This is a genomic window from Paenibacillus sp. 10L310 (assembly GCF_056395745.1).
Genome location: NZ_JBFTKC010000008.1, coordinates 42,936 through 67,560, shown reverse-complemented (window position 1 = coordinate 67,560; position 24,625 = coordinate 42,936). Strand labels below are relative to the sequence as shown.

The 24,625-nt window shown below is 45.9% G+C and carries 16 protein-coding genes and 1 riboswitch; of the genes, 11 read left to right on the top strand and 5 right to left on the bottom strand.

Going from position 1 to position 24,625, the window contains the following annotated elements; genetic code table 11:
• The first annotated feature begins 20 nt into the window (after window positions 1-20).
• The 4 genes from AC1DE7_RS18230 (at window position 21) to AC1DE7_RS18215 (ending at window position 9,636) form a co-directional block, all read left to right on the top strand.
• Window positions 21-947 (top strand): alpha/beta hydrolase, encoded by a 927-nt coding sequence (locus AC1DE7_RS18230; protein ID WP_477534925.1) that lies wholly within the window; start codon window positions 21-23, stop codon window positions 945-947.
• A gap of 227 nt (window positions 948-1,174) precedes the next feature.
• The gene (locus AC1DE7_RS18225; protein WP_477534924.1) at window positions 1,175-3,568 is read left to right on the top strand and encodes an S-layer homology domain-containing protein; all 2,394 of its coding nucleotides are present in this window, start codon (window positions 1,175-1,177) and stop codon (window positions 3,566-3,568) included.
• Between the two features lie 265 nt (window positions 3,569-3,833).
• Window positions 3,834-4,961: a transglutaminase domain-containing protein gene (locus AC1DE7_RS18220; protein ID WP_477534923.1), complete on the top strand. Its 1,128-nt coding sequence runs from the start codon at window positions 3,834-3,836 to the stop codon at window positions 4,959-4,961.
• Window positions 4,962-5,124: 163 nt separating this feature from the next.
• The gene (locus AC1DE7_RS18215; protein ID WP_477534922.1) at window positions 5,125-9,636 is read left to right on the top strand and encodes a collagen binding domain-containing protein; all 4,512 of its coding nucleotides are present in this window, start codon (window positions 5,125-5,127) and stop codon (window positions 9,634-9,636) included.
• Window positions 9,637-9,762: 126 nt separating this feature from the next.
• Here AC1DE7_RS18215 and AC1DE7_RS18210 read toward each other — a convergent pair whose 3' ends face one another.
• The 3 genes from AC1DE7_RS18210 to AC1DE7_RS18200 form a co-directional block, all read right to left on the bottom strand.
• Window positions 9,763-10,404 (bottom strand): class D sortase, encoded by a 642-nt coding sequence (locus tag AC1DE7_RS18210; RefSeq protein WP_477534921.1) that lies wholly within the window; start codon window positions 10,402-10,404, stop codon window positions 9,763-9,765.
• Window positions 10,405-10,677: 273 nt separating this feature from the next.
• A complete protein-coding gene (locus AC1DE7_RS18205) occupies window positions 10,678-12,162 on the bottom strand; it encodes an amino acid permease (protein ID WP_477534920.1) in 1,485 nt (494 codons plus the stop codon).
• 116 nt (window positions 12,163-12,278) lie between these two features.
• Window positions 12,279-12,494: riboswitch (Lysine riboswitch) on the bottom strand.
• A 147-nt stretch (window positions 12,495-12,641) separates the two neighbouring features.
• Window positions 12,642-13,784 carry a virulence factor gene (locus tag AC1DE7_RS18200; protein ID WP_127546582.1) on the bottom strand — a complete coding sequence of 381 codons (1,143 nt, stop codon included), beginning with the start codon at window positions 13,782-13,784 and terminating at the stop codon, window positions 12,642-12,644.
• Window positions 13,785-14,025: 241 nt separating this feature from the next.
• On the opposite strand from AC1DE7_RS18200, the gene AC1DE7_RS18195 reads away from it, so the two are divergent.
• Window positions 14,026-14,445, top strand: a complete 420-nt coding sequence (locus tag AC1DE7_RS18195) for a hypothetical protein (protein WP_036606962.1) — start codon at window positions 14,026-14,028, stop codon at window positions 14,443-14,445.
• Window positions 14,446-14,494: 49 nt separating this feature from the next.
• Here AC1DE7_RS18195 and AC1DE7_RS18190 read toward each other — a convergent pair whose 3' ends face one another.
• The gene (locus AC1DE7_RS18190) at window positions 14,495-15,193 is read right to left on the bottom strand and encodes a response regulator transcription factor (protein WP_017692253.1); all 699 of its coding nucleotides are present in this window, start codon (window positions 15,191-15,193) and stop codon (window positions 14,495-14,497) included.
• 344 nt (window positions 15,194-15,537) lie between these two features.
• On the opposite strand from AC1DE7_RS18190, the gene AC1DE7_RS18185 reads away from it, so the two are divergent.
• The 6 genes from AC1DE7_RS18185 to AC1DE7_RS18160 all read left to right on the top strand — a co-directional run bounded on the left by AC1DE7_RS18185 (window position 15,538) and on the right by AC1DE7_RS18160 (window position 24,312).
• Entirely contained in the window at window positions 15,538-18,384 is a 2,847-nt protein-coding gene (locus AC1DE7_RS18185; protein WP_477534919.1) for an ATP-binding protein, read from the top strand.
• 385 nt (window positions 18,385-18,769) lie between these two features.
• The gene (locus AC1DE7_RS18180) at window positions 18,770-20,116 is read left to right on the top strand and encodes a cytochrome ubiquinol oxidase subunit I (RefSeq protein WP_036606964.1); all 1,347 of its coding nucleotides are present in this window, start codon (window positions 18,770-18,772) and stop codon (window positions 20,114-20,116) included.
• Window positions 20,113-21,147, top strand: a complete 1,035-nt coding sequence (locus AC1DE7_RS18175) for a cytochrome d ubiquinol oxidase subunit II (protein WP_036668011.1) — start codon at window positions 20,113-20,115, stop codon at window positions 21,145-21,147. The genes AC1DE7_RS18180 and AC1DE7_RS18175 overlap by 4 nt, the downstream gene beginning before the upstream one ends.
• An 8-nt stretch (window positions 21,148-21,155) precedes the next feature.
• Window positions 21,156-21,353, top strand: a complete 198-nt coding sequence (cydS, locus tag AC1DE7_RS18170) for a cytochrome bd oxidase small subunit CydS family protein (RefSeq protein WP_127546575.1) — start codon at window positions 21,156-21,158, stop codon at window positions 21,351-21,353.
• Between the two features lie 71 nt (window positions 21,354-21,424).
• Entirely contained in the window at window positions 21,425-22,471 is a 1,047-nt protein-coding gene (locus tag AC1DE7_RS18165; protein ID WP_127546573.1) for an MBL fold metallo-hydrolase, read from the top strand.
• 215 nt (window positions 22,472-22,686) lie between these two features.
• The gene (locus AC1DE7_RS18160; protein ID WP_036668008.1) at window positions 22,687-24,312 is read left to right on the top strand and encodes an ABC-F family ATP-binding cassette domain-containing protein; all 1,626 of its coding nucleotides are present in this window, start codon (window positions 22,687-22,689) and stop codon (window positions 24,310-24,312) included.
• A gap of 113 nt (window positions 24,313-24,425) precedes the next feature.
• Here the strand turns inward: AC1DE7_RS18160 and AC1DE7_RS18155 are convergent, their stop codons facing one another.
• Window positions 24,426-24,614 (bottom strand): hypothetical protein, encoded by a 189-nt coding sequence (locus AC1DE7_RS18155; protein ID WP_017692261.1) that lies wholly within the window; start codon window positions 24,612-24,614, stop codon window positions 24,426-24,428.
• Window positions 24,615-24,625: the final 11 nt, after the last annotated feature.

The following is a 24,625-nucleotide window of genomic DNA, read 5'->3' as shown; positions in this document are numbered from 1 at the left end:
TCGGAGAGGAGAGATGCCCTGTGAAAGCTAAAACAATGATAGGCGGCATGCTCGCCGTTGCCGCAGTAACGGCAGGTGGATTATGGAAGGCAGCGGTAAAGAGCCAAACCCCCAAGAAGATTCCAATCACACTCACACCCCCAATGCCATTTGAGGATGTGACCTTTGACAGTGGGGGAGGTCGGGTGCATGGATGGTTCATCCCGGCCAGAGCCGACATTCCGAAACCATGGCCGCTCGTTATTATTGCACATGGCTGGGGCTCCAATCGCTCCCGTGTTCTTCGTTACGCACGTCCGATCTGGGAAGCTGGATATGCCTTATTTATGTATGATGTGCGTAGTCATGGGGCCAGTGATCCGGTTCGTGCTGCATCTGCCTACCTGTTCCGGGATGATCTGCTCGCGGCATTGCAGTATACGACTGCACGACCAGAGATTGATGCGGATGCCATCGGAGTGCTTGGACATTCTTTGGGTGGACTGGGTACGATTCTTGCAGTGACGGAGGGAATTCCTGTATCAGCAGTGATTACGGACTCGATGCCATCGCAATTTGAAGTAATCGTCAGTTCAGAGCTGAGACGCCGACGTCTGCCCTTGTTTCCACTGGCCCAGTTAATTCCGAGAATCTGGTTCTGGCGACTGGGTGAATCTCTGAAATCTTATCGTCAGCGTGATCCGGTGATGATGCTGAATGAACGGCGCAGGGGGATGCAACTGCCGATGCTTATGGTGCACTCCAAGGGAGATAATTTCATTCCCCCGAGTGAGCTTGAATATTTTATGTCCAAAGCCGATCCGCCTGTTGAACATCTATGGGTCAACAGCGGAGGACACAGTTGTTCTGAGGAAGATCCCACCTTCTGGGACACCGTTATTCCATTTTTGAAAACCCATGTCCAAAGTCAGGCGAAGTTGAACGATTCGTCTAAAGCGAGTAGTTGACAAGGTAGATTCAGCCTACATAAGAGTGCAGGCTAACAGAGAAAACGCCAACGTGGTTGGCGTTTTTTTTGCTGTAACTAGCAATATGCAGAAATTCACATTTGTAAAATTGCCCTGAAAACGACGATTAAAAAGGAAGCTTATGGTATCATAGAATAGACTGGCAATATTCATGCGAGGTTATTTGTTATGCTTCTTTGTATGAAATTGAAGGGAGAGGTCCAGATTTGAGTTTGAATTGGAAGTTTAATTTACGATTGAAAATGTTCGCAACCAAAGCAACAACCGCAGCGATGGCAACACTGCTGCTTGCTTCGCAAACACCAGGTTTTGCAGGCAGTGCATCAGCCGCGCAAGCAGAGCAGTTGACCGCAGCGACAACGGGGGAAAATGAACAACTAGACGCAACGAGCAATGACGTGCCTGAGGGAGCGAAAATCTCATCCAGGCAAGCCAGTGAAAATATACTGAAATTATTTCCATTATTAAAAAAAGCAACGATCTCATCTGCACGATTCGATTCACCTAATTCCTATCCACCGCCAGACTACAAGGCGTGGGAGATCGGGTTCCAGATTACACAAGGTAATCATACGTCGGGATTCAGTGGAACTGTACATGCAGGCACAGGGGAAGTGTTAAGTGTACATTTGCCGTCGGATATCCTGGATAAACATGTCTCGGAATCAGATGTGAAGTTAACCAAAGCTCAAGCTGAAGAAAAGGCCGTGACACTGTTGTACCAAGCGATTCCGGGTCTTAAGGACAATGAATATGCTCCGCTTGGAGATCTGTATTCTTCCATCGAACAAGAGTCATTGTTTGGCAGAACAGAGTATCGATACGGGTACCAGTTAAAACATGATGGATTGTTATCTGACGCAGAGACAGTCTACATTAATGTGGATGAAAGTGGTTTGGTGACAGGTTACTCACGGGGTACTATTGAAGCCAAGTATCCCTCATCGAAACCGGCAGCTTCAGAAGAGAAGGCCAGACAGCAGTTTGAAGAACAGTTCGATGTGGAGCTGGCTTATATCGCCAAAGATCGTCTATCTTCCAAACAGGGTCAGCAGTATTACCTTGCATATACACCAAAAAATATCAGTATCGTTCCGATTGAAGCCAATACGTTGGAACGGATTAATACATTAACAGGTAAAGCTGTAGATGAAGATTCTTTGCAGCAGGATACGAAGTTAAAAGGTGATGTAACGCCTTTTGTCCCGGCCAATGGTACGAGGTTAAATGTTCAGCAGGCCGCCAATCGGGTCGCAACAAACTTTGATATTCCCAAGGGATATAAGCTGGAGCATAACCAGTTGGGCAAGGGATATTACTCAAGTCCGAACAATCAGGTGTGGAGTCTGAGCTGGAGCGATCGAAGTGCCAATATGTCCTATATGTTCATGCGGGATATCTCAGCACAGGTAGATGCAGTTACCGGGCAGATCTACAGTTATACGATGATGCAACGAATGGGACCGGAGATGGAACAGGAGAAGCCGGCTGAGGAGAAGGCAGGCAAATTGGTAACCCGGAAGCAGGCTGAGAAACTGGCGATGGACACGGTGATTGCGCTAGTTCCAGACGCAACGGAGCAGTTCCGACTGGCTAACGTGATTGAGGTGGATGATGCTCGCACATTTTTGTTCCAGCGTTATCTGAACGGAATTCCGGTTAAGGAAGATACGGCACAAGTACAGGTGTTAAACAACGGGACGATTAACGAGTTCTATACACGTATAGCGGCAACGCCTGAACAACTGCCGGCAGATGTTAAGCCAGCCATCAGTTATGAAGAGGCCAAGGCACTCTATCTGGAGGAATTCAAGCTGATCCTCGCATATTCCCGTTATGGCGGATATGGTATGAACGGTGGTCAAGTCATCCCAGCGGGGGTGAACCTTGCTTATATGCCTACACGTGATGAGAATTCGATCTATGGCAACTATGAAGCGCTGGATGCGAACACAGGGGAGTGGAAGCTTTTATACGGGGACACAAGCTCTGCAACCAAGGCTGAACCTACGGATATCTTGGGTCATGTGGCCGAAGCAGCTCTACGCAATATGACACAGCATGGCGTATTGCTTGCTGATGAACAGGGACGCGTATTCCCGGATCGTGTGATCACCCGAGGGGATTGGTTTAACTATCTGGCAAGAGCGATTAATCCAAATATGGATCTGTACTACAGTGGGGACGGAGATGACAAGTTATACGCTGATGTGACACCTGACAGCCCGTATTATAAGGCAGTTCGGGCATTAATCGATCAGCGCTGGCTTGCCGGAGCGGACCCTGAACAGAATTTGAATCCGCAGGAAGAGATGACACGTGAAGAATTGGCAGTGCTGCTTGTACGTATTTTACGCTATGAGAAGCTGGCCGGATTCTATACGTTGCCATCGGATCTTCCCAACATTGCGGATGCCAGTGCCATTACGAGTAAGGGAGCGGTCTCCCTGAGTCTGAAGCTAGGATTGCTTCCTTCGATTGAAGGACGATTCATGCCTGCACGTAAAGTGACGGTAGCTGAAGCGTCACAGGTATTGGAACGGCTGGCGAAGCTTCAAGGTAAGACAGATACGTTTATGAGTGGTAATCGCCTGTATTAGACGAGGAATCACTCATATCGTGACCAAACGAAACATAGGATGAAGATAACGGGTAGTCGTGATTCAATGAACTAAAGATCAAAGGGACCTTCCATAGAAGGTCTCTTTTGATTTAATTTTTACAAAAATCAAATCATTTCAACTAACATTTACACGAGTGTTCTTGTAAATATTCTTTAGTTGAAATGATATAGAAGAATGACGATAGAGCCTTTTGTGATACAATAGGGCGTGAGAACTTTGCAAAGAAGGGTGGGTTCCTTTCATGGGTAAGAACGGGAAACGAATTATCACCATACTGCTGGCAGGCTGTCTGATTGCTGTAGCGTTACCACGTACGGTTGATCTGGATCAACTGTATGCTGCATCAGGGACATCAGATATATCCACGGCAACAGATTTGCGCCAGACCTTGCTTACCGCAATGTCACAGCGAACGGAGGAACTTGTTTTTACATACAAAGGCAATGTGAAAGGCCTCAAAAAACAATTACAAACCTCCATCGATGAGGCAATGAAGAGTGACCCCTATATCCAATATACCGTTAAAAGTTATGCATTTAATTATAAAGGCTCCAATGTGTCGGCCGAGGTGCATGTGACTCTCTCCTATCGGGAGACCAAGGAGCAGACCGATTATGTGAATCGTAAAGTCACAAACGTGTTGAAAGAAATCATCAAACCAAGCATGACGGATCATGAGAAGGTCAAGGTCATCCACGACTGGATTGTGCTTAACCTTTCCTACGATACCTCTCTGAAGAAATATACGGCCTATGACGGGCTTGTTACAGGCAGTACCGTCTGTCAGGGATATTCACTGTTGGCATATCGGATGCTGGAGCGAGTAGGTATCGATAACCGGATTGTGGAAGGTACAGCGGGCGGGCAGCTTCATGCCTGGAATATCGTGAACCTGGACGGCAAGTGGTATCACATGGACACCACCTGGGATGATCCTACCCCTGACCGCAAAGGTAAGGTTAGCCACAGCTATTATTTGCTGAGTGATGATGAGATGGCACGTGACCATATCTGGACAGGCAAAAGCAAGTACCCCGTTGCGCCTGCCCCATATCGAGAAGCTTTATTAAAGCTGGTGAAGGCCGGAGATAGCAAAAAAGCCGCTTATCAGAAGCTGTACCATGCTCTGGACTATTCCCTGTATGATGAACAGGATGCTGTTAAAGGCCATGCTGCGCTGAAGACCAAAGTTCAGAGTAAGCTGAAGGAAGGCGGAACCTCACTCACGTTCAGGTACAAGGGTACGGAGGCTGGACTGATTGAAGATTTGCAGGATTTGTACCAACTTGGCATGAAATCGATATCTTATTATGTATCCAAAATGGAAGGTACTACGGATCTGCGCGTCAAAATTAACTGGACATTATAACAACCGTTTGAACAGGATGCTCCGCTTGAGGAGTATCCTTTTTTGTGTTCAATTTTGTGTTCAAAAACGAGGATTTTAGTGTTGTCTATTTTTTGTATATGTAGCTTTGCTATTCTAATCTTCGGCGTATGCCAACACTACGTACGAGGAGGATATGCAAACAATGAGGAAAAAAGTGAGCATAGTGATCATTGCTCTGTTACTGGTCACGCAAATGATGCAGGGTTGGATATTTACACCAACAATGCATGCTCAGGATGAATTAACTAATTTGCCAGCCAGTGCAATCAGCGATACAGCATCAGAAGAAGGTTTGGCAGGTTCGGAAGAGGTTAACAACGTTGACGTTGCTGCCACTCCGGAAGAAGAGGGGGAGGGAAACCTCAACCAGAGCAGTTTAGCAATCGCAGCTGCAGGCCCGGTAATTACAGATCAATTGATTACCAGTGTGCAGATGTACAATCAGGCACCAGAAGACAACGGGAATGGCACGATTGAAGTCAAAGGAGATAAAATCGAGGATATTCGACCACGAATCCAGGATGAGGTGGCTGTAGTCTTTACATGGGGACTTGCAGATGAAAACCACAACTACAGCGATGGCTCTACGTTCACCTTTAACTTGCCTGATAAATTCATCATCGGATCGCAGCTTAAGGGTAATCTGGATGGCGGTGTTGGGGAGTATGTGGTGAATCCAGATGGCACAATCATCTTTACCTTTAATGAACTGATCGATCATGCGAAGCTGGAAGGCAACTTCTACGTGTGGATTAAGTTCGATGAGAGCAAGATGGAAGATGGCTTGAAACAGGAGATAGACTTTAGTTCCGTAGGGCAGGGCATCATTGATGTACATTTTGCCAACACAGCCGTAGATAAGTTGAAGAAATCGGGAAGCGCAAACAAAGACAACTTCAACTCGGATGAAATTAAATGGACTGTAGATTTTAACCAAGGCGAGAAGGCAATGAAAAATGCTGTTCTTGCAGACACGTTCCCAGCAGAGCTGGAGCTCAAGGGCAATATCGAAATTCGCGAATTGGAAGTGCAATTGAATGGATCTGTAAAAGAAGGCCCAGTAGTTCAAACGGAACCACAGTTTCCAATTCAATTGGGAGATACAGATAAGGCCTATCGTGTAACCTATACGACAAGTGTTAAAGCACCAACCACTGCTCCGTTCACCAACGTGGAGTATCAAAACCAGGTTGCGCTTACAACGGATCAGAGTGAGCACAACGAAACAGATATTGGCCGAGTTCGTGTGAGTTTTAATGAGCCTTTGAACAAATCAGGGCAAGAGAGTGCGTATGATCCGGTAACCCAGACGATCACATGGAAAGTGCAATATAACTACAATCAGCAAGAAATTATGCAAACGAATGCATGGATTGAAGACCGCTTTGATACGGCAAAACAGCAACTGATCAACAATTCCGTCAAAGTGTATCAAGTGGACATTAATGCAAGTGGAGCGGCTTCCAACAGAACACTGATCAATCCGAATGAATACACACTCGAAGCGATGGGTACAGGGTTCGATAATGGCTTCAGATTACATTTTAAGAACGATATTACAAAGGCCTATGAGATCGAATATGATACTCAATCTATTCATCGTGTGTATACAAACGACACCATTACGAACACAGTGAACATGTATGATGGTACTTCCAAAACAGGCCGAAGAGACATCCAGGAAGTCATTTTTGCAAAGAGTGTAAAAAGTGAAAACTTCAACACAAAAGAAATCGAATGGCAGATTGTTGTGAACCGTGATTTGCAGGACATGACGGATATCGTCATCACCGACAATTACGAAGGCAGACATATGAAACTGATTCCGGGTAGTCTTCAAGTGAGTGGTGTTAACAAAGACGACTTTGAACTGACTCCAGACCCGGCTGATCCAACGTATGAAAAAGGATTCTCACTTCGCTTGAAGGACGGCGTAACGCTCAGTACGGAGCATGTTATTACTTATAAAACAAGCTTTGATCCCACAGCGGGTATGCCAACGAATGATGAATATCGCAACTCAGCCAAGATCGATTGGGAAGAGTCTGATGTAAAACAGACTGCGATTACCAAAACTGCTGCGGTCAAACCGCAAGACTACACAATTCAAAATGGTAACAAAAAGGGTGAATATAGCGCCAAAGATAAAAAGATCACCTGGACAATCGATGTAAACTACAATTTGTTTGATATTCAGGATGCAATCCTTAAGGATGCTTACACTGGAGACCAATCTTTCGTAGACGGCTCATTGAAAGTTCATGAGTTAGAGTTGCAGGGAGCCAATAATGTTACTGCTGTGGGTAGCGAGGTTCTGCTCACACCTGGTCAATTCCAGTTGAACCCGGACGGTAAAGGTTTTGCGTTGGATCTGGGTAACATGGGCAAAATGGCTTATCGCATTCAGTACCAAACAAGTCTGGATGGACCATATTCTGTAGCAGGCGCATATGCCAACCAGGCTGTTCTGACGGATGGTGAGGGTGGTGCAATACGATTTAATAGATCAGCCAGTGTTACACCTGCCAACGGTGGTGTATACGTGCGCAAAACAGGGAAGCAAGAAGGTACAACGGATAAAGCATCATGGACGGTAAATATCAATCCAAGTCAATCTTTCATTCCTGCGGGTAACCAATTAACAGATACCTTGTCAGAGAACCAGATTTTATTGGCTGATTCATTGAAATTATATGCAACCAATTTACCTGCCAACAATTCAGGCAATGTATCCACCAAAGCTGGACTTGTTGATCCGGCTGATTATGAATTGGACGTGGAGGGCAATACATTTACCTTCACCTTCAAGAAAGATATCCATACTGCATTCATTTTGGAATATCAGTCTTATATTAATGCCGATCATGGCGCCCGAATTGAGAATAAGGTTGAATTTGCAGGCCAATCTTCCTCGGTAATCGGAGAAGGTAATCAGTCGGGAATCAAAGTTTCCTTGGCTGGAGCTGGTGGAGGAGCCTCTACAGGTCTGGGCAAAATCAGAATTCACAAAGTCAGTGATACAGGAGTTCCGCTGGAGGGTGCAATATTTGCAATCTATAATGCGTCTGGAACTACGCTTCTGGAAACATTGAAACCAACGGACGAGAATGGTGTGGTTGAAAGCTCCAGAAACTATCGATTAAACAATCTAACCAACGGTGTACCTTATAAGTTAAAAGAATTATCTGCACCGGCAGGATATTTGGTTGATCCTGAATATGGCTCTGCCTCAGGTCAAACGATTGAATTTAAGGATGCGGATATTGCTTTTGAAATTGAAAATAAAAAGATTCGCCAAGGGTTTGAATTAACCAAGGTAGATGCGGTGGACTCCTCCAAGACACTTAAGGGTGCAACTTTCGAATTGTACTCCAAGGACGGCGCAACGCGAGAGAAAATCGATGAGTTAACGACAGGGGAAGATGGGAAGATCGCCAAAGGTGGACTGTCGCCAGGGGATTATGAGCTGGTAGAAGTCGTGGCACCTGAGTTTTATCAATTGGATGCTACACCAATTCCGTTTACCATTGTAGAGAATCAGACGGAGAGTATTACCTTGACGAAGTCTAATGCAATGGGTGCAGGTGGTAAACTTGTCGTTACCAAAGTAAATGCCAAGGATAAGTCTGTATTAAGCGGAATCGAATTCGAATTGCGTGATCGTTCCAACATTGTCATCGATACAAAAGTAACCGACCTAAATGGGGTCATTGAATTCGATGGTTTGGATTATGGTTCATATACATTGGTAGAGACCAAGGCAGAAGGCTTTGTTATTGAACAGCCGGAGACCCTTGTATCTATTATCAAACCGGAAACTCAAATAACCATTGAAAATAAAAAAAATGATCGTTCTGTTAAATTGATTAAAACCAATGCGGGCCGAACTCTGCACCTTCAAGGAGCTGTATTTGAATTACGAGCTCAAACTGCATTGATGGATGCAAATGGGAATTGGGAATTCCACAAGGTAACAGGTCTAGATGAAGCTTCACTGACAACCAATCAACAAGGTGAAATTGTACTTGAAGGCTTGGATATCAATAAATATCAGTTGGTTGAAATAAAAGCGCCTAACGGATACATGTTGGAAACAACACCAGTACCATTCGAAATTACGAACATACAAACCGAAGCTGTAGTTGTGGAAAAAACGAATCAAGCTATCCCGGTATCGGGTGGTGGGTCTAGTGGACCTTATAATCCGGGAACACCTACTACGGGTGTAACACCAGATCCAGAGAAACCAGTAACTCCGGAACCAGGAAAACCAAATTCGTCGGTTCCAGGCACAGTTGTAACTGAACCTACAGAGTCTGGGGGAGGAAGCGAAGTTCCGACAGATGAAGATTCCGGGGTAGTGACACCGACACCAGGCGATTCCAACGGTGACGATACTGCACCTCCAGTTGGGGATACAGATGCACCTGATGGGGATGGTGCACTTGCACCTCCTGCTGGAACGGATACAGATGGATCACAGGGCAATGGAAATTCTGCATCACAGCCAAACGGAAATTCTGGATCTCAGGGAATGCTGCCACAAACAGGTGAAGAGAGCACAATGGCTTACACTGCTGTGGGCATGATGCTGATGGCGCTAGGTAGCGCGGGATTCATGTACTTCCGCCGCAGACAACAGCTTCATCGCTAGATCGAAACACGCAGTATCTAAAATTCATCGTGTGTAGATAGAGATACCCTTTAGCAATCACTACGAAGACTTAGCGTCGACGTGTGAATATGCTAGAGGGTATTTTTTTGTGATATTTAGGGAGGATCAGGTCCCCGTAACATTTGGTTTCACTGCAATAGCTCTTACAATTAGGCGATGTGTTGGATTGACGAGTGGATCACAGGTAATCAAGGTAAGGACCTGTCCAAGCCCGGGATCCTCCAGCACAGATAAGTCAGTTGGCTCCACAACGGATATCTGATCTACCTTGTATTGGATAATCGTTCGATCTGTCAGGGTGACTTCCATTGAATCACCGATCTGGAGTTCTCCCAGACGATTGAACAGCCGTCCTTTTTTGTGGGCGCGATGAGCGGCTATGGCAGCATTACCTTTGTTCCCGATACGGGTGGTTTCAACAAGATGGGTTGCAGCTACCTTCATGTTGTCCTCCGTTGCACCCTCCAGAATCGGTAAGTGGACATCAATCTTGTCAATCGATAGCACCCCCAACGTATCCGACGAGGCCTCTTGCACTGTACCTGTATTGTCAGTAGTCGGCTCGGCAGAAGCTGCATCCTGTATGCCTTGTTCGAAGGAGTGATTAAGCTTAGACAAGCCGTTTTGCAATTGCTCCAGATCGTTCATGACACGGGTTTGCTGCCAATCATAATACGTTTCCCGCAGGAAAGGAAAGCTGATGATCAGGATGCCCAGTAGAACGAGCAGAATAGAGAATTTTTTCATTATACATCAACTCCCGTTGTCCAAGAAAAATAGTATACCTTTCTCTATTCTACTTACGGATCTATACAAAATATGGACAGGGACGAAAGGATGTACAGAAATGTTCGAAGGGGGAGAGTCGAACCAAAACAAAACCTCCCCGTTTCGCTACAGTAGGAAGACTGCAACGCTACGGGGAGGTTTTTTTAATATGAAGTTAAATCGTAGTAACTGTATAAGTTAAACTATCCATTTACATGAGAACGTAGAGGACAGAAACAACCTGATTCTTCGTTAGTGCTTATCAGCTGGTGAATCCGTAGGTGTGAAATCACATTCCTGTAGCGGCACCACTTTGGTCTTTTTGATCCATTTGTAACCGAGCCACAACACCAGGAACAGGGGTACGCTCAAGTAGGCAACGATGGCTCCACTCCAGTCGATCTGATCACCCGTGAATGCCTGATAGTTCTGTCCGATGATCACGATAATACACAGGACAAAGGCAAAGATCGGCCCAAACGGGAACCAGCGTGCCCGATAAGGCAGATCGCTCAGATCCCTGCCTTGTGCAACGTATGCACGACGGAAGCGATAATGACTGATAGCGATACCCAGCCAAGTGATAAAACCACACATACCGGATGCATTCAGCAACCACGTGTACACAATCCCATCACCGAACAGCGAGGCAAGGAATGCCAACATACCAACGGCTGTTGTAAGCAAAAGTGCATTCATTGGAATACCCTTTTTGTTCAACTTGCCCAAGAAACGAGGGGCTTTACCGTCACGGGCAAGGGCATAGAGAACCCGGCTTGAAGCATACATGCCTGAGTTACCGGCAGAGAGTACAGAAGTCAGAATAACGGCATTCATGACGGAAGCCGCAATGGCGAGGCCAGCTTTCTCAAACACCAGTGTGAACGGGCTGACACCGATATTTTCCAGGTCACCTTTGAGCAGATTCGGATGAGTATACGGGATGATCAGACTGATCACGGTAATCGCCAAAATGTAAAAAATCAGAATGCGCCAGAATACCTGACGAATTGCACGAGGGACATTCTCGCGCGGGTTTTCACTTTCACCGGCGGCTACCCCGATAAGCTCGGTACCTTGAAATGAGAATCCAGCAGCCATGAACACACCAAGCACAGCGAAGAATCCGCCATGGATGGGCGCATCACCGATGGTGAAGTTGCTGAAACCAACGGCTTCTCCGCCCATAATACCAAAGATCATGAGCACACCAACGGCCAGGAAGATGATAACAGTAGCGACTTTGATAATGGCGAACCAGTACTCGGACTCTCCATAGCCTTTAACAGACAACACGTTCAAGGAAAAGATCAGCACGAGGAACAATAAGCTCCATAACATGGATGAACTGTCGGGGAACCAGTATTTAATGAGTACAGTAGCGGCAGCAAGCTCTGCTGCAATGGTTACCGCCCAGTTGTACCAAAAGTTCCAGCCCATGGCGAACCCGAGAGCAGGATCGACAAAACGTGCGGCATACGTATTAAATGAACCGGAGTCCGGCATAAAGGTAGCAAGCTCACCAAGGCTGGTCATTAGGAAATAAACCATGATGCCAACGGCCACATAGGCAATTAATGCTCCACCAGGGCCTGCGGTTGAGATGGCGGTACCACTTGCGAGAAACAGCCCGGTACCAATTGAGCCACCGAGGGCGATCATCGTCATATGGCGTGCGCGTAATCCTTTTTTCAGGGAAGGTCCAGTTGTTGTTGTTGGGTTACTGCGGTCTTGCATGGAAACACTCCTTCATTCGGTATACTGATGTTTGCGATACTTGAATTCATAAACAAAAGACCACAGGCATCAGCCTGCGGTCTTTAATATTTCAATGTCCGCACCATGTCCCAGATGATTAAGATAGCTCAACACAGAAGAATTCATACCTTTATATAAAGGAAATGTACTTCCGTGACAGTTCTGCGCCTTTCGACAGCAGCCCCAGCTCACTGGACCGTATAAGGAACGTCCAGCGAGCTTCGGCGGGTACACCTTTCGGCTGATCTCATAAGCGGCTCCTTAGCGCCTCCATCAGCGTACTGATCGCACCCGCGACCTCTACCTCACCATCAATGGATGAGGTGTATCTATTGTCTATGAAATTATGAACAACACAACTTAACACCGTGTGTCCTGTTTAGTAAACAGACAATCAGTATAACGCGCATGGTTTTCCAGTGCAATAACAATTGTTGGATGTGAGGTCTGAGAGACGACTATTCCTCTTTTTTATTACGGCCAGCCATCTGCTGCCATACCGTTCCAGCAGCCTGTTCGCCCGATTCGATCCGCTCCAGAGCCATCTTGGCCTGCAGGCTGACTTCAAATTCAGGATCATCGGCTGCAACGCGCAACGCTTGCTCTGCTTCTTCAGTTCCGACCTCATAGAGAAAACGTGCTGCACGCCAGCGTACAAGTTTACTTTTATCGGATAACGTAGCTGTCATGGCTGGAGTGGCGGCAGGATCACCGATATCCGACAAGGTATCCCCGGCAGTCCGGCGTACCGCAGGAGAACTGTCCTGAAGTGCTTCATACAGCAGTTCCATCGCTTCCGGTGTACGAATGTCACCCAGGTATACGACAGCCAAGCGACGTATCTGCATTTTGTTGTCATGCAAGGCATGGGCTACGAGAGGCAGTCTTTCTGCCGTAGGCTCCATGCTGTCAAATGCCGCATAGCGAACATTCCAGTCTTCGTTTCGCAGAGCCTCTTCAAGTTCGGCTCCATCCAATTCACGGCGGCGCTCGACGAACTCTTCGGATTTGGTACCATGTTCAATGGCCTGTTTAATGACTTGCTCCAGCCGTTCCGGCGGGTAAGCGGCTTCCAATTCCTGCTCGACTTCACGTGCAATATCAGGCAATTCACCATATCGAACACCGTAATCACTCAGTTTACGTTCTTTGATCATCGTTGCACTGGCGACTTCTGTTACGGCTTTGACAAAGCGGTCTGACAACGAAATTCGTTCTTCCTTGACCCCGGCCTTGACCCTAATTTGCATCGGTACACCTCGGAAGAATTGTACAAATACCTGTGCTTCTCCGAAGTGCTCGCCTGAACCATCTTCGGATTCAATCCAGTCCAGATCGATGCCGTGCTGTCCAAGGCGATTTTGGACTTCGCCCAAGATAACGGACCAGTCGGCATTCCCTTTACGATCAAGTGCGACAAAGTCTGTTGTGTGGAACACACTCTTTACACCGGGAATATGAAGCATCTGGCGAATGAACGCCGGAGCAGATCGTTCGTTGTCCAGTGTATATGTTTTGCGAATTCCGTCCTCCAGACGTTCATCGAGATGTAACATCATCGTATTTGGACTCGGTGTTGGTTCAATGGAAACAATATTCATCAATGTAACCTCCTATAGTACCAGATTCATCTTTAACTTCCCGTAAATTAAATCACACGGGTATTTCTCTATTTTACATCAATGTGTGGAATCTGCGAAATCATCCAGAAGTGAAGTGGACGTGTCTAACACTTAATGTGAAGAAGTGCGAAATTTGTTAACACTTCTTTCATGTTCACGCACAAACATTTTTAAACGAAAATTGGCACAATAAAGATAAGAATCAACTGGAGGTATACCTATGGAACCCATTACCGTGCTCTCGGATGGAAAACGTCGTATTGCATATGAGAATATTATTCAATTGTTCACGAACTGGATTGAGGACTCAACATCTGGTTCTGCGATAGAAACACATCGGGGAAGTTGGGAAAATGCCCGTTATTGTATTGTTGATTATCAGGTTGCCGAAGAAGCGGTGTCAGCAGCAAATGCCATTCGGGCTTTTATGCCACAACTTCCGTTACTAGTCATTACGGATTTCCAATCCCTTATTCGGAAGCGTCACCTGCAAGAAATTACAGGTACGGGTGAGATGAAGATGATTCTCTGGAACGAGCAAGACCCGAATCAACTAATCAAGGATATGGAAAATTGGTTTCATTCTTCGTCTATCCATAACTCAAAAATAGCCATACCACCCATCTTATCCATGAGATAAAAGAGAGATATGGCCAAAGATGTTTAACTTTATAATCGTTACGATCGTATTAGATCACATATTTATAGCCTGTTCCCCAAACCGTTTTAATATAACGTGGGTTCTTGGGGTCAGGCTCAATTTTTTTACGTAGACTTGAGATATGAACATCAATGGTACGATCCAGATAGGCGCGTTCGGAGCCTTTGATCCGATCCATCAGTTCATTGCGGGTGAACACTTTACCCGGATTGCGGTACAATTCCTTCATAATCTCAAACTCAATATGAGTGACCTCGATTTCAACGCCATCCACAAACAGGGTTCTTCTGTACTCATTCACATTCACATGTCCAGTAACCTCTGCCTGCTTGTCTTCTTTTACCGGTTTATCCTGATAGGAAATGATTGATCTTCGCAGCAGTGCTTTAATCCGGGCATCCAACTCTTTCAAACTAAATGGTTTGCACAGAAAGTCATCCGCACCATTATGCAATGCACGAAGTCGATCATTCAGCATGGTGCTTGCCGAGATCATCAGAATGGGCACAGTGGAGTGCTGGCGAAAGGCTTCTACGAGATCATTTCCATCCATTTCAGGAAGCATGAGATCCGTTACAACAATATCCGGCTGGAATTGTGGAAACAGTTGAAGTGCCTCGCGGGCATGATGAACCCGTTCAGTGATGTATCCTTCCTCCTCAAGAAAGAAAGCAATCATGTCGGCCAGATTTTTCTCATCTTCTATAAGAAGTACTTTGATAGTCATAGGGTCACACTCCTGGTGAAAATAATATGTTAAGAAAATGCTAAAAAAACAAGGTGAATTGCGAATAAATGCCGCAAATTTTTTAATGTTTCTATCCCAAAATATAGGATGTATATGTAGAGAAAGAATACGCTTTTTGAATGAACTTCAATATTCTAGCATGAATGCAGTTTGGTTGCCGATCAATCAGAATTTCCCAAAGCTACACCAAGTATTAATTACAGTATAATGGATCAGAACGAGTTAAGGGGAAAAAAGTAATATTGTATCCGCTTAAGTTTATAGGGGGAACCAACGTTGTTGTTGAAAACAGAAGAAAAAATGATCCATGAGGGCAATTGCCTATGGATCGTATAAAGGCAAGACAAATGCTGGATTGGGTCGTGTTGAAACTGAGAATACCCTGGATTGGGACCAGCATTCTGATCATTCTGGGCTCACTAAGCACTATTTTTCCGTTTACTTTATTCTATGGTGTACAGTTTATGATTGGTAGCGCCGCAGCACTCATTGCTCTTCGTTTGCATGGGGCCATCTATGGATTTGTCACCCTTACAGTTATCCATCTCCTGAATACCGTCTTTGTTGGCTTTGTGCCGCACAATTTAACTGTCATGCTTGCCCACTTCATGGAATTAATCTGGATGCTCGTTTGGCAGATCCGCTGGAAGAATGGCAGCTTAATCAAGGCTAATGCTGTCTTTTGGGTAGTCATGTTACTTCCTGTTATCTATGCCGGGCATTTTATGTTGGGTTTAAATATAGACGATTTAAAGTATGAGTATATGTATATTGCTGTGATTGGTATGGTGAATGCGCTGATTGCGGGAATTGTAGTTGATTTTTGGATCACCACGGGTGAACACAAGTCAAAACGCATGGGAACCATTCCATTAACAAGAATTGCGTTTAAATACGTAGTCGCCTTTGTGGTATTTGTTTCACTCGTACTGTTATCCGCAGATAGCCGCAGACAATTGGGTCAAATGAATGATGCCATATTACGTGATATGAAATATGCAGCAACTGCGGTTGTTCAGGATATTGATGAAGAGTATGTTACCTCCGAGAATATGGATCAGAATATGGCGCGTTATCATCATCTACTGGGTGTGAATGTGATTCTGCTGGATCGCAATGATACAGTCGTCGCTTCTGGTTTGAATACACTACAGGTGGGCGAGTATCTGGACATGGACAGATTCCGTCTTCTGAAGTCGAGGGATAACCTCATTCTGTTAAGTTCCGCAAATATCCATTACAGCGATGTATTGAATCATTGGAAACAAGCCTCTTTTATCTATGAAGCAGAAATGACAAGGTTAACACCTTATCGGGTATTCATTGTGACTGACTCGTCCGAGTATTACCCCCGAATCGAATCCATTTATCTGACCACGCTGCAATCCCTGTTCATCATCATCGTGGCTTCCATGATCGTAGCGGCTCCTCTCAGCAGTAAGGTTGTTAGCCCGCTGTTAAGACTGACCCGAATGACAGGCTCTCTTCCGAGACTGCTGTTTCGAAATGGGAAGATGGAGTGGCCAACCAGCCATGTAACCGAAGTACAGATCCTGATTGGTAATTTGCGCAAAATGGCCGATGTGCTGCTGGAACAATTCGAACAGATTCGTCACGACAAGTTAACGCTGGAGGACAGGGTTATCGAGCGTACCAAGGAACTCAAGAATAGTGAAGAGGTCAAACGTGCCATTATTGAATCCTCTATTGATGCGATTATCGCTGTGGACTCCAATGGGCTGATCGTTGAGTTTAATCCGGAGGCTGAAAGAATGTTTGGATTGCGTCGGGAAGAAGTGATCCTGCACAAGGAAGCGCCATCTCTTTTTCAAGGGGCCAGCTGCAAGGAGATCAAGAATTTGCTGGAGCGATTTGAATATGTTGAAGGTAAAAGATACACCATCGTTGAAGAAATTTCAGGTATCCGACGGGATGGTTCCGTATTTCCGATTGAGTACAAAATTGTTGAGATCCAGTTGGGCAAAAATGAGACATTATATAACCTGTTTATTAAGGATATTACGGAGCGGACCAGAGCAGAAGAAGATCGTGTACGTCATGCCCTTGCGCTGGAGAAGCTGAACTCGGAGTTGTTCAATGAGAAGATTGCCATCCAGGAACAGCGAGATATCAGTGAGCAATTTATTGAATCCGTACGAGAAGGGCTCGTGATGTCTGATCGATCAGGTACCATAACCATCGTCAATCGAAGGATAGAAGAGATGTTTGGTTTGGGTGATTTTATGGGCAGATCCATTGAGGATTTGGCGCAGGCGATTGATACGATGGTATTAACGGACAACTTCAATCTGATGGAACAGACGAGAGCATTCCTGAATGGAGAAACGGCGTTTATCGAGACCGAATTTATATTCAATAATGTGGATAAAAGTGTATTTTCCTTGTACATGAAGCAGATGGATGTCCCCGGTAAAAACCATGGGTTTCTGCTGGTGTTCCGTGACCGAACAGGAGAAGAACGGCTGGATCGGATGAAAAATGAGCTGATCAGTGTGGTATCTCATGAGCTTCGAACGCCTGTAGCCACCATTATGGGATATGTGGAACTTATGATGATGTATGACCTTCCGGCAGCTCAACAGCGGGAATTCATGCAGACCATCTCTTCGGAGGGCAAGCGGCTGAGCAGTTTGCTCGATGATGTACTCGATATTCAGCGTCTCGACAACGAAGGTATGACTTACCACATGACGTATGTACCGCTGGTGGAGTTGGTAGAAGGGGTTGCCGAACAGTGGAATATGAAGTCTGCCCAACGTATCTACGTGCATACGTTTAATGGAGACTTTTTTGCTTATGCGGACCAGAACAGGATGGTTCAGGTTCTGCATAATCTGGTGGGTAATGCAGTTAAGTATTCTCCGGGAGCCGATCGTATCGATGTTACGTTATGGGAAGAAGAGGAATGGTTATGTCTTGATGTGCGTGATTACGGAATAGGTATTGCGGAGCAAGAGAAGGACATGCTGTTTAACAAATTCTATCGGGTCGATAATTCGGATCACCGGCAGATTGGTGGAACAGGAATTGGGTTGTACATTTCCCGTAAAATTGTAGAGGATCACAAGGGTACGCTGACCTTTATATCTGCACCGGACAAAGGAAGTACGTTCAAGGTACGACTGCCCAAGCAGGACGTATTGGTCTGAATTTAATGAAGAATGAAGAAATGTATTCCACTTTTTTTATGAATAATGTTTATGTACGAGACCTACGGATAGAGCCTTTGCCCTTCAGCGCGTGAGCGTGATAAGGGGAAAGGCTTTTTTTGTTTTTCAATTTCCCCGGATAAAAAAACAACTTCTTTTGCAAACTGTCTATAGAGCCATAATTTGCATCCCATGCAAAAGGAGGACGGCAGGTATATGTTCCGTAAACAAGAGAAAACACTCATTATCGTCTGTCTGGTTGCAGCTGTGGTTGTGCTGTATGCCGTTGTGAAGAGCATCATCCGAATCATGAGTTATTGAGATACACGTTCAAGCAGAGTAACTGCTGTCGTACATAACGATTATGTGAAAGAGGAGTGTAACCATGTCATCCCTGGACCCTGTTTTGCTCAGCCGGATACTAACCGGCCTTACCCTGTTTGTACACATTATTTTTGCCTCTATTGGTGTAGGTGTTCCACTTATGATTGCCTTGGCCGAGTGGCGAGGACTCCGAACCAATGATATGCATTACACCTTGCTGGCACGCCGGTGGGCGCGAGGTTTTGTCATCACCGTTGCTGTTGGCGTCGTTACAGGCACCTCGATCGGATTACAGCTCAGTCTGCTGTGGCCGATGTTTATGCGGGTAGCGGGTCAGGCAATCGCCCTGCCGCTGTTCATGGAGACGTTTGCCTTTTTTATAGAGGCGATCTTTCTTGGAATTTACCTCTATACGTGGGATCGTTTCAAAAAGAAATATACGCATATGCTGCTGTTGATTCCGGTAGCTCTCGGCTCATCTGCATCTGCGATTTTTATTACAACGGTGAACTCCTTCATGAACCAGCCTCAGGGATTTACCCTGATTAATGGCATCATGAAAGACATTCATCCGATTGCTGCCATGTTGAATCCGGCAACGCCAACCAAAGTGTCCCATGTACTCGCCTCATCCTACACCTTGAGTGCAGGTATCCTGGCGGGGATAGCCGCCTTCAGTTTGCTTCGGGGACGGGATCATGTGTATTACAAAAAAGCACTGAAACTCACGACGGTATCTGCGCTCGTATTTGCCATTAGTACCGTCATGATCGGCGATTCCTCCGGTAAATTTCTTGCGAAATATCAGCCGGAGAAGTTGGCTGCCGCAGAATGGCATTTCAAGACGATGAAAGAGGCACCGCTCGTTTATGGGGGGATTTTGGATGAGAACAATGAAGTGAAATACGCGATTGAGATTCCCTATGCGCTTAGCATTTTGGCGGGTAATCGTCCAGATACGGAAGTGAAAGGTCTCGAAGAATTTCCGGCGGATCTGAGACCACCACTATCCATACATTATATGTTCGACCTGAAGGTCACCACCGGAGTGATCATCCTGATGATTCCTGTGTTATATGTACTGCGGCGCTGGTTGCCAGGGCGCAAGCCCTATCCCAAGTGGCTGCTGCTTGGCATTGTCTTGCTGGGGCCACTGGCCATGATTGCGATCGAGTTGGGGTGGATGTTCGCTGAAGTTGGCAGGCAACCTTGGATCTTACGCGGATATATGAAGGTGGCGGAAGCGGCCACGACGTCAACTTCGGTAGGATGGATGTTAGTGTTGTTCATATTGCTGTATCTGATCCTGTGTTTCTCGTGCATTCGGGTACTCAGCAAGCTGTTCCGTAACAAGGAAGCAGAGAAGGAACTAGAGTCTCTGGGGCTTGAAGGAGGGATCGTGCATTGAGTTTCGAAATTGCAGGCATCGCAATATTGTGGACGTTTTTGTTCGGTTACCTGATCGTTGCTTCGATTGATTTTGGCGCCGGGTTCTTCAGCTTTTATAGCATTTTGACCGGGCATGAGAACAAAATTCATAACATCATTCAGCGCTACCTGTCTCCCGTGTGGGAAGTGACGAATGTGTTTTTGATCTTTTTTGTGGTCGGACTGGTCGGGTTTTATCCGGACAGCGCCTTTTATTACGGGACGGCCTTGCTGGTGCCGGGTTCCCTGGCCATTGTACTGCTTGCGATCCGGGGCGTGTATTACGCCTACAATACCTATGGCAATCATGGGCAGAACAGCCGGATCTATATGGCATTGTACGGGGCGACGGGATTGCTGATTCCAGCCGTGTTCTCCACCATTTTGGCAATATCCGAAGGCGGGATCATTGAAGAGGTGGGCGATCAGGTGTTTTTTCGCTGGCGTGAATTTTTGACGAATCCCTATACATGGTCGGTTGTTTTGCTTGCACTGGTTAGTGTGCTGTACATCTCGGCGATGTTTCTATCTTATTATGCAAAACGGGCGGGGGATGAGCCGGCATATGAGGTGCTTAGAGAGTACGCGCTGCTCTGGAGTTTGCCTACCATTTTTGCAAGCTTTCTGGCTTTTCTGCAGATTAACAAACAGAATCCCGAACACTTTGAGCAGATGGTAAATATTTCATGGATGTTCATCGCTTCGTTTATTTGTTTTGTCATTGCCGTGTCGCTGGTGTGGAAAAGTAAATATCTAGGTTGGTGTTTTGTTGCTGTCATGCTTCAGTTTGCCTTTGCCTGGTATGGTTACGGGCGATCCCACCTTCCGTACATTCTGTATCCTTACATCAATATTTACGACGGCTTTACGAATCGCACGATGGGGATTGCGCTCATTACAGCGTTTAGTCTGGGGCTACTCGTGCTCATTCCTTCGCTTGTGCTGATTATGAAGCTGTTCCTGTTTGATGCCAATTATGTGCGCGGTAATTCTGGTAAAAAGAAAGGATGAGTCTGTTCATGCACCCATACATGTTCTCACTCATGACTTCCTTGCTGGATCCACTATCTACTGAGGGAGTCACGGGGATACCCGGTATAACCGGATTGAGCTTTTTTGAGACATTCACCATTATGTACGCCCCTCCACTGATCATTGCGGCTGCTATTGTCTTTCTGTTTGTATATCTGGCCGTATATAAGAACCCAAAGGATTGATTGGTTGGTACGTCCATTCCCGTTTGGGGTAATCTCTTGTTAAGAAATGAGGAAGGGAGGAGTGCCCTTTCATGCCAAAAATCCGTTATAACAATATCGATAATGTAAGTACGGACAAAACGCTGAAGGAATTCAAACAATGGAGGGAGCAACGGCGGAGCAAAGTGAAGGACTACTCCTACACCGTGCCCAAACACCCGCCTGAACTGGATTATCTGCATGCCAACCGGGATGACACAAGTATTACCTGGATTGGTCACTCCACGTTTTTCATTCAATATTATGGATTAAACATCGTGACTGACCCGGTGTGGGCCGAAAAAATGGGATTTCAACGCAGGCTCGGTGCCCCCGGCATTCCGATTCAGGATATTCCACCGTTGGATGTGATTCTGATATCCCATTCCCACTATGATCATCTGCATCTGGCTTCCTTGCGTAAGCTTATTACAGCCAAGACGTTGCTGATCGTACCCGATGGTCTGAAACGCAAGATGATTCGCAAAGGATTCCATCGATGCCAGGAGATGAAATGGTGGGATCATATGACACTTGGCGGAGTCAAAATAACTTTTGTTCCTGCACAGCACTGGACGCGCCGAACGTTGTTTGATACCAATACGTCTCATTGGGGCGGTTATGTATTGGAATCGAATCATTCGGCAACGAATTCAGCAGTGGAAAGTGCTACAACAACGAACAATCAGGATGAATCATCCACGGAATCAGGGAAGGACGAAACATCCAAAACATCCGGCGGTCCGCCTGTGTTGTATTTTGTGGGTGATACAGGTTACTTCCAGGGTTTCAAAACGATTGGAGAACGCTTTGACATTGGGGTTACCCTGATGCCCATCGGTGCCTACGATCCGGAATGGTTCATGACTTCTCAGCATGTGACACCCGAAGAAGCGCTGCAGGGGTTCGTTGAATCCGGCTCACAGCTCATGGTGCCAATGCATTACGGCACATTCAAGCTGGCGGATGATACGCCCAAGGAAGCGCTGGATCGGCTGGAAGTTGAACGTGAACGTTTAGGCATTGGTAAAGAGCGGATTCGGGTGCTTGGTCATGGCGAAACACTCCGCATTCATCACGAGGAAGGTAAACAGGGCTAACAAAAGTGAGCCAAATATGTTAATGTAGGGATATGCCTGCATGAACAGTACATTTACCAAATCTTTAATAAGTAAAAAGCGGCCAATTTTCGAATTTGCCGCTTTTTTGTGTTATAATATGGTGCCAGAATAGGCATCGGGATATTGAATCCATGATTTACGCAACTTGCTATTCATGCAGTATGCAGATTAACCAATAAAGGATGGTATGCTTAATGATCAGTACAAGCGGCATCACGCTCCGCTACGGAAAACGTGCACTTTTTGAAGATGTAAATATCAAATTCACGCCAGGGAACTGTTACGGCCTGATCGGCGCCAACGGAGCCGGCAAATCAACATTCTTGAAAATTTTGTCTGGTGAGATTGAAGCCAACTCGGGAGAGGTGCACATCACCCCGGGCGAACGTATGGCCGTTTTGAAGCAAAACCACTTTGAATATGATGAGTATCCGGTTCTCGAAACGGTCATTATGGGTCACGCTCGTCTGTATTCCATCATGAAAGAGAAGGATGCTTTGTATGCGAAGGCAGACTTCACAGAAGAAGACGGTTTGCGTGCAGGTGAGCTTGAAGGGGAATTCGCTGAGCAAAACGGCTGGGATGCTGAACCAGATGCAGCGGCGCTCCTGATCGGTCTTGGCATTGTACGTGACATGCATGACAAAAAAATGATAGAGCTGAGCGGAAACGAAAAAGTCCGTGTATTGCTGGCACAAGCGTTGTTTGGCCGTCCAAACAACCTGTTGCTCGATGAGCCTACCAACCACTTGGACCTCGAATCCATTCAATGGCTGGAGAACTTCCTGATGGATTATGAAGGTACCGTTATTGTGGTATCCCATGACCGTCACTTCCTGAACAAGGTATGTACGCATATCGCAGATATTGACTTCGGTAAAATCCAGATGTACGTAGGTAACTATGACTTCTGGTATGAGTCCAGCCAATTGGCACTTGCTCTGCAGCGGGATGCCAACAAGAAAAAAGAAGAGAAGATTAAAGAGCTGCAAGCCTTTATTCAACGTTTCTCTGCGAACGCTTCGAAGTCCAAACAGGCGACTTCCCGGAAGAAAACACTCGACAAAATCACATTGGATGACCTTCGTCCATCCAACCGTAAATACCCGTTTATCAACTTCAAGCCTGAACGTGAAGCAGGTAAACAATTGCTGACGGTAGATCGTATTGACAAATCCATCGATGGTGTGAAAATGTTGAATGATGTGAGCTTTGTGGTGAACAAAGGTGACAAAATTGCATTTGTTGGCCCGAACGGAAATGCCAAATCACTGTTATTTGATATTCTCATGGGTGAAACCGAAGCAGATAGCGGCGAATATACTTGGGGTATAACGACGACTCAGGCTTATTTCCCGAAAGACAACTCTCAGTATTTTGACGGTGTAGACATGACTCTCGTGGATTGGCTCCGTCAGTATTCGAAAGATCAGGATGAAACGTATCTGCGTGGATTCTTGGGCCGTATGCTGTTCTCCGGTGAGGAGTCCCAGAAGAAGGCTAGCGTACTCTCCGGGGGGGAGAAGGTTCGTTGTATGCTGGCAAAAATGATGCAGACAGGTGCAAACGCACTGATTCTGGATGAGCCAACGAACCACTTGGATCTTGAATCCATCACAGCACTGAATAACGGTATGATTGACTTTGACGGCACAATGCTGTTTACATCCCATGACCATCAGTTCATCCAAACGATTGCTAACCGGATTATCGAAATTACGCCAACAGGCATCATCGATCGCCAAATGAGCTATGACGAATATCTGGAAAGTGATGAAATCAAAGAACTGCGCAATAAAATGTATCCGGTAGAAGCTTAATCTAAGCATCATCTGCGGCACATGATTATAGGAACACCAAAGAACCGCAAGCCTCTGTGAAGAGGGCTTGCGGTTCTTTTTGTAATTCAATGGTTTCTCGGCGGCTTTAAGACCTAAGATCCACCAGTACGGCGACGTTGGTTGTTAGGCTTTTTGTTGTTTTGACTCTTCATCGCTTTAGGTCCGCCTTCAAAGTAGGCGCTGGATTGGTTACCAGAATTTGCTTGTTCTTTCTTTTGCGCCAGTTTTTGGCGTATAGCATCCTGCAAACTGACCTTTTTCGGTTCGTTATTTTCGCTCATCGTTATTTCCC

Excerpts from the sequence above, each read along its gene's own strand:
- AC1DE7_RS18200 (WP_127546582.1), bottom strand. The coding sequence starts at position 13,784 with ATGAATATTGTTTCCATTGAACCAACACCGAGTCCAAATACGATGATG.
- AC1DE7_RS18195 (WP_036606962.1), top strand. The coding sequence starts at position 14,026 with ATGGAACCCATTACCGTGCTCTCGGATGGAAAACGTCGTATTGCATAT.
- cydS (WP_127546575.1), top strand. The coding sequence starts at position 21,156 with ATGCACCCATACATGTTCTCACTCATGACTTCCTTGCTGGATCCACTA.
- AC1DE7_RS18155 (WP_017692261.1), bottom strand. The coding sequence starts at position 24,614 with ATGAGCGAAAATAACGAACCGAAAAAGGTCAGTTTGCAGGATGCTATA.
- AC1DE7_RS18205 (WP_477534920.1), bottom strand. The coding sequence starts at position 12,162 with ATGCAAGACCGCAGTAACCCAACAACAACAACTGGACCTTCCCTGAAA.
- AC1DE7_RS18165 (WP_127546573.1), top strand. The coding sequence starts at position 21,425 with ATGCCAAAAATCCGTTATAACAATATCGATAATGTAAGTACGGACAAA.
- AC1DE7_RS18185 (WP_477534919.1), top strand. The coding sequence starts at position 15,538 with ATGGATCGTATAAAGGCAAGACAAATGCTGGATTGGGTCGTGTTGAAA.
- AC1DE7_RS18210 (WP_477534921.1), bottom strand. The coding sequence starts at position 10,404 with ATGAAAAAATTCTCTATTCTGCTCGTTCTACTGGGCATCCTGATCATC.
- AC1DE7_RS18160 (WP_036668008.1), top strand. The coding sequence starts at position 22,687 with ATGATCAGTACAAGCGGCATCACGCTCCGCTACGGAAAACGTGCACTT.
- AC1DE7_RS18215 (WP_477534922.1), top strand. The coding sequence starts at position 5,125 with ATGAGGAAAAAAGTGAGCATAGTGATCATTGCTCTGTTACTGGTCACG.
- AC1DE7_RS18190 (WP_017692253.1), bottom strand. The coding sequence starts at position 15,193 with ATGACTATCAAAGTACTTCTTATAGAAGATGAGAAAAATCTGGCCGAC.
- AC1DE7_RS18180 (WP_036606964.1), top strand. The coding sequence starts at position 18,770 with ATGTCATCCCTGGACCCTGTTTTGCTCAGCCGGATACTAACCGGCCTT.
- AC1DE7_RS18220 (WP_477534923.1), top strand. The coding sequence starts at position 3,834 with ATGGGTAAGAACGGGAAACGAATTATCACCATACTGCTGGCAGGCTGT.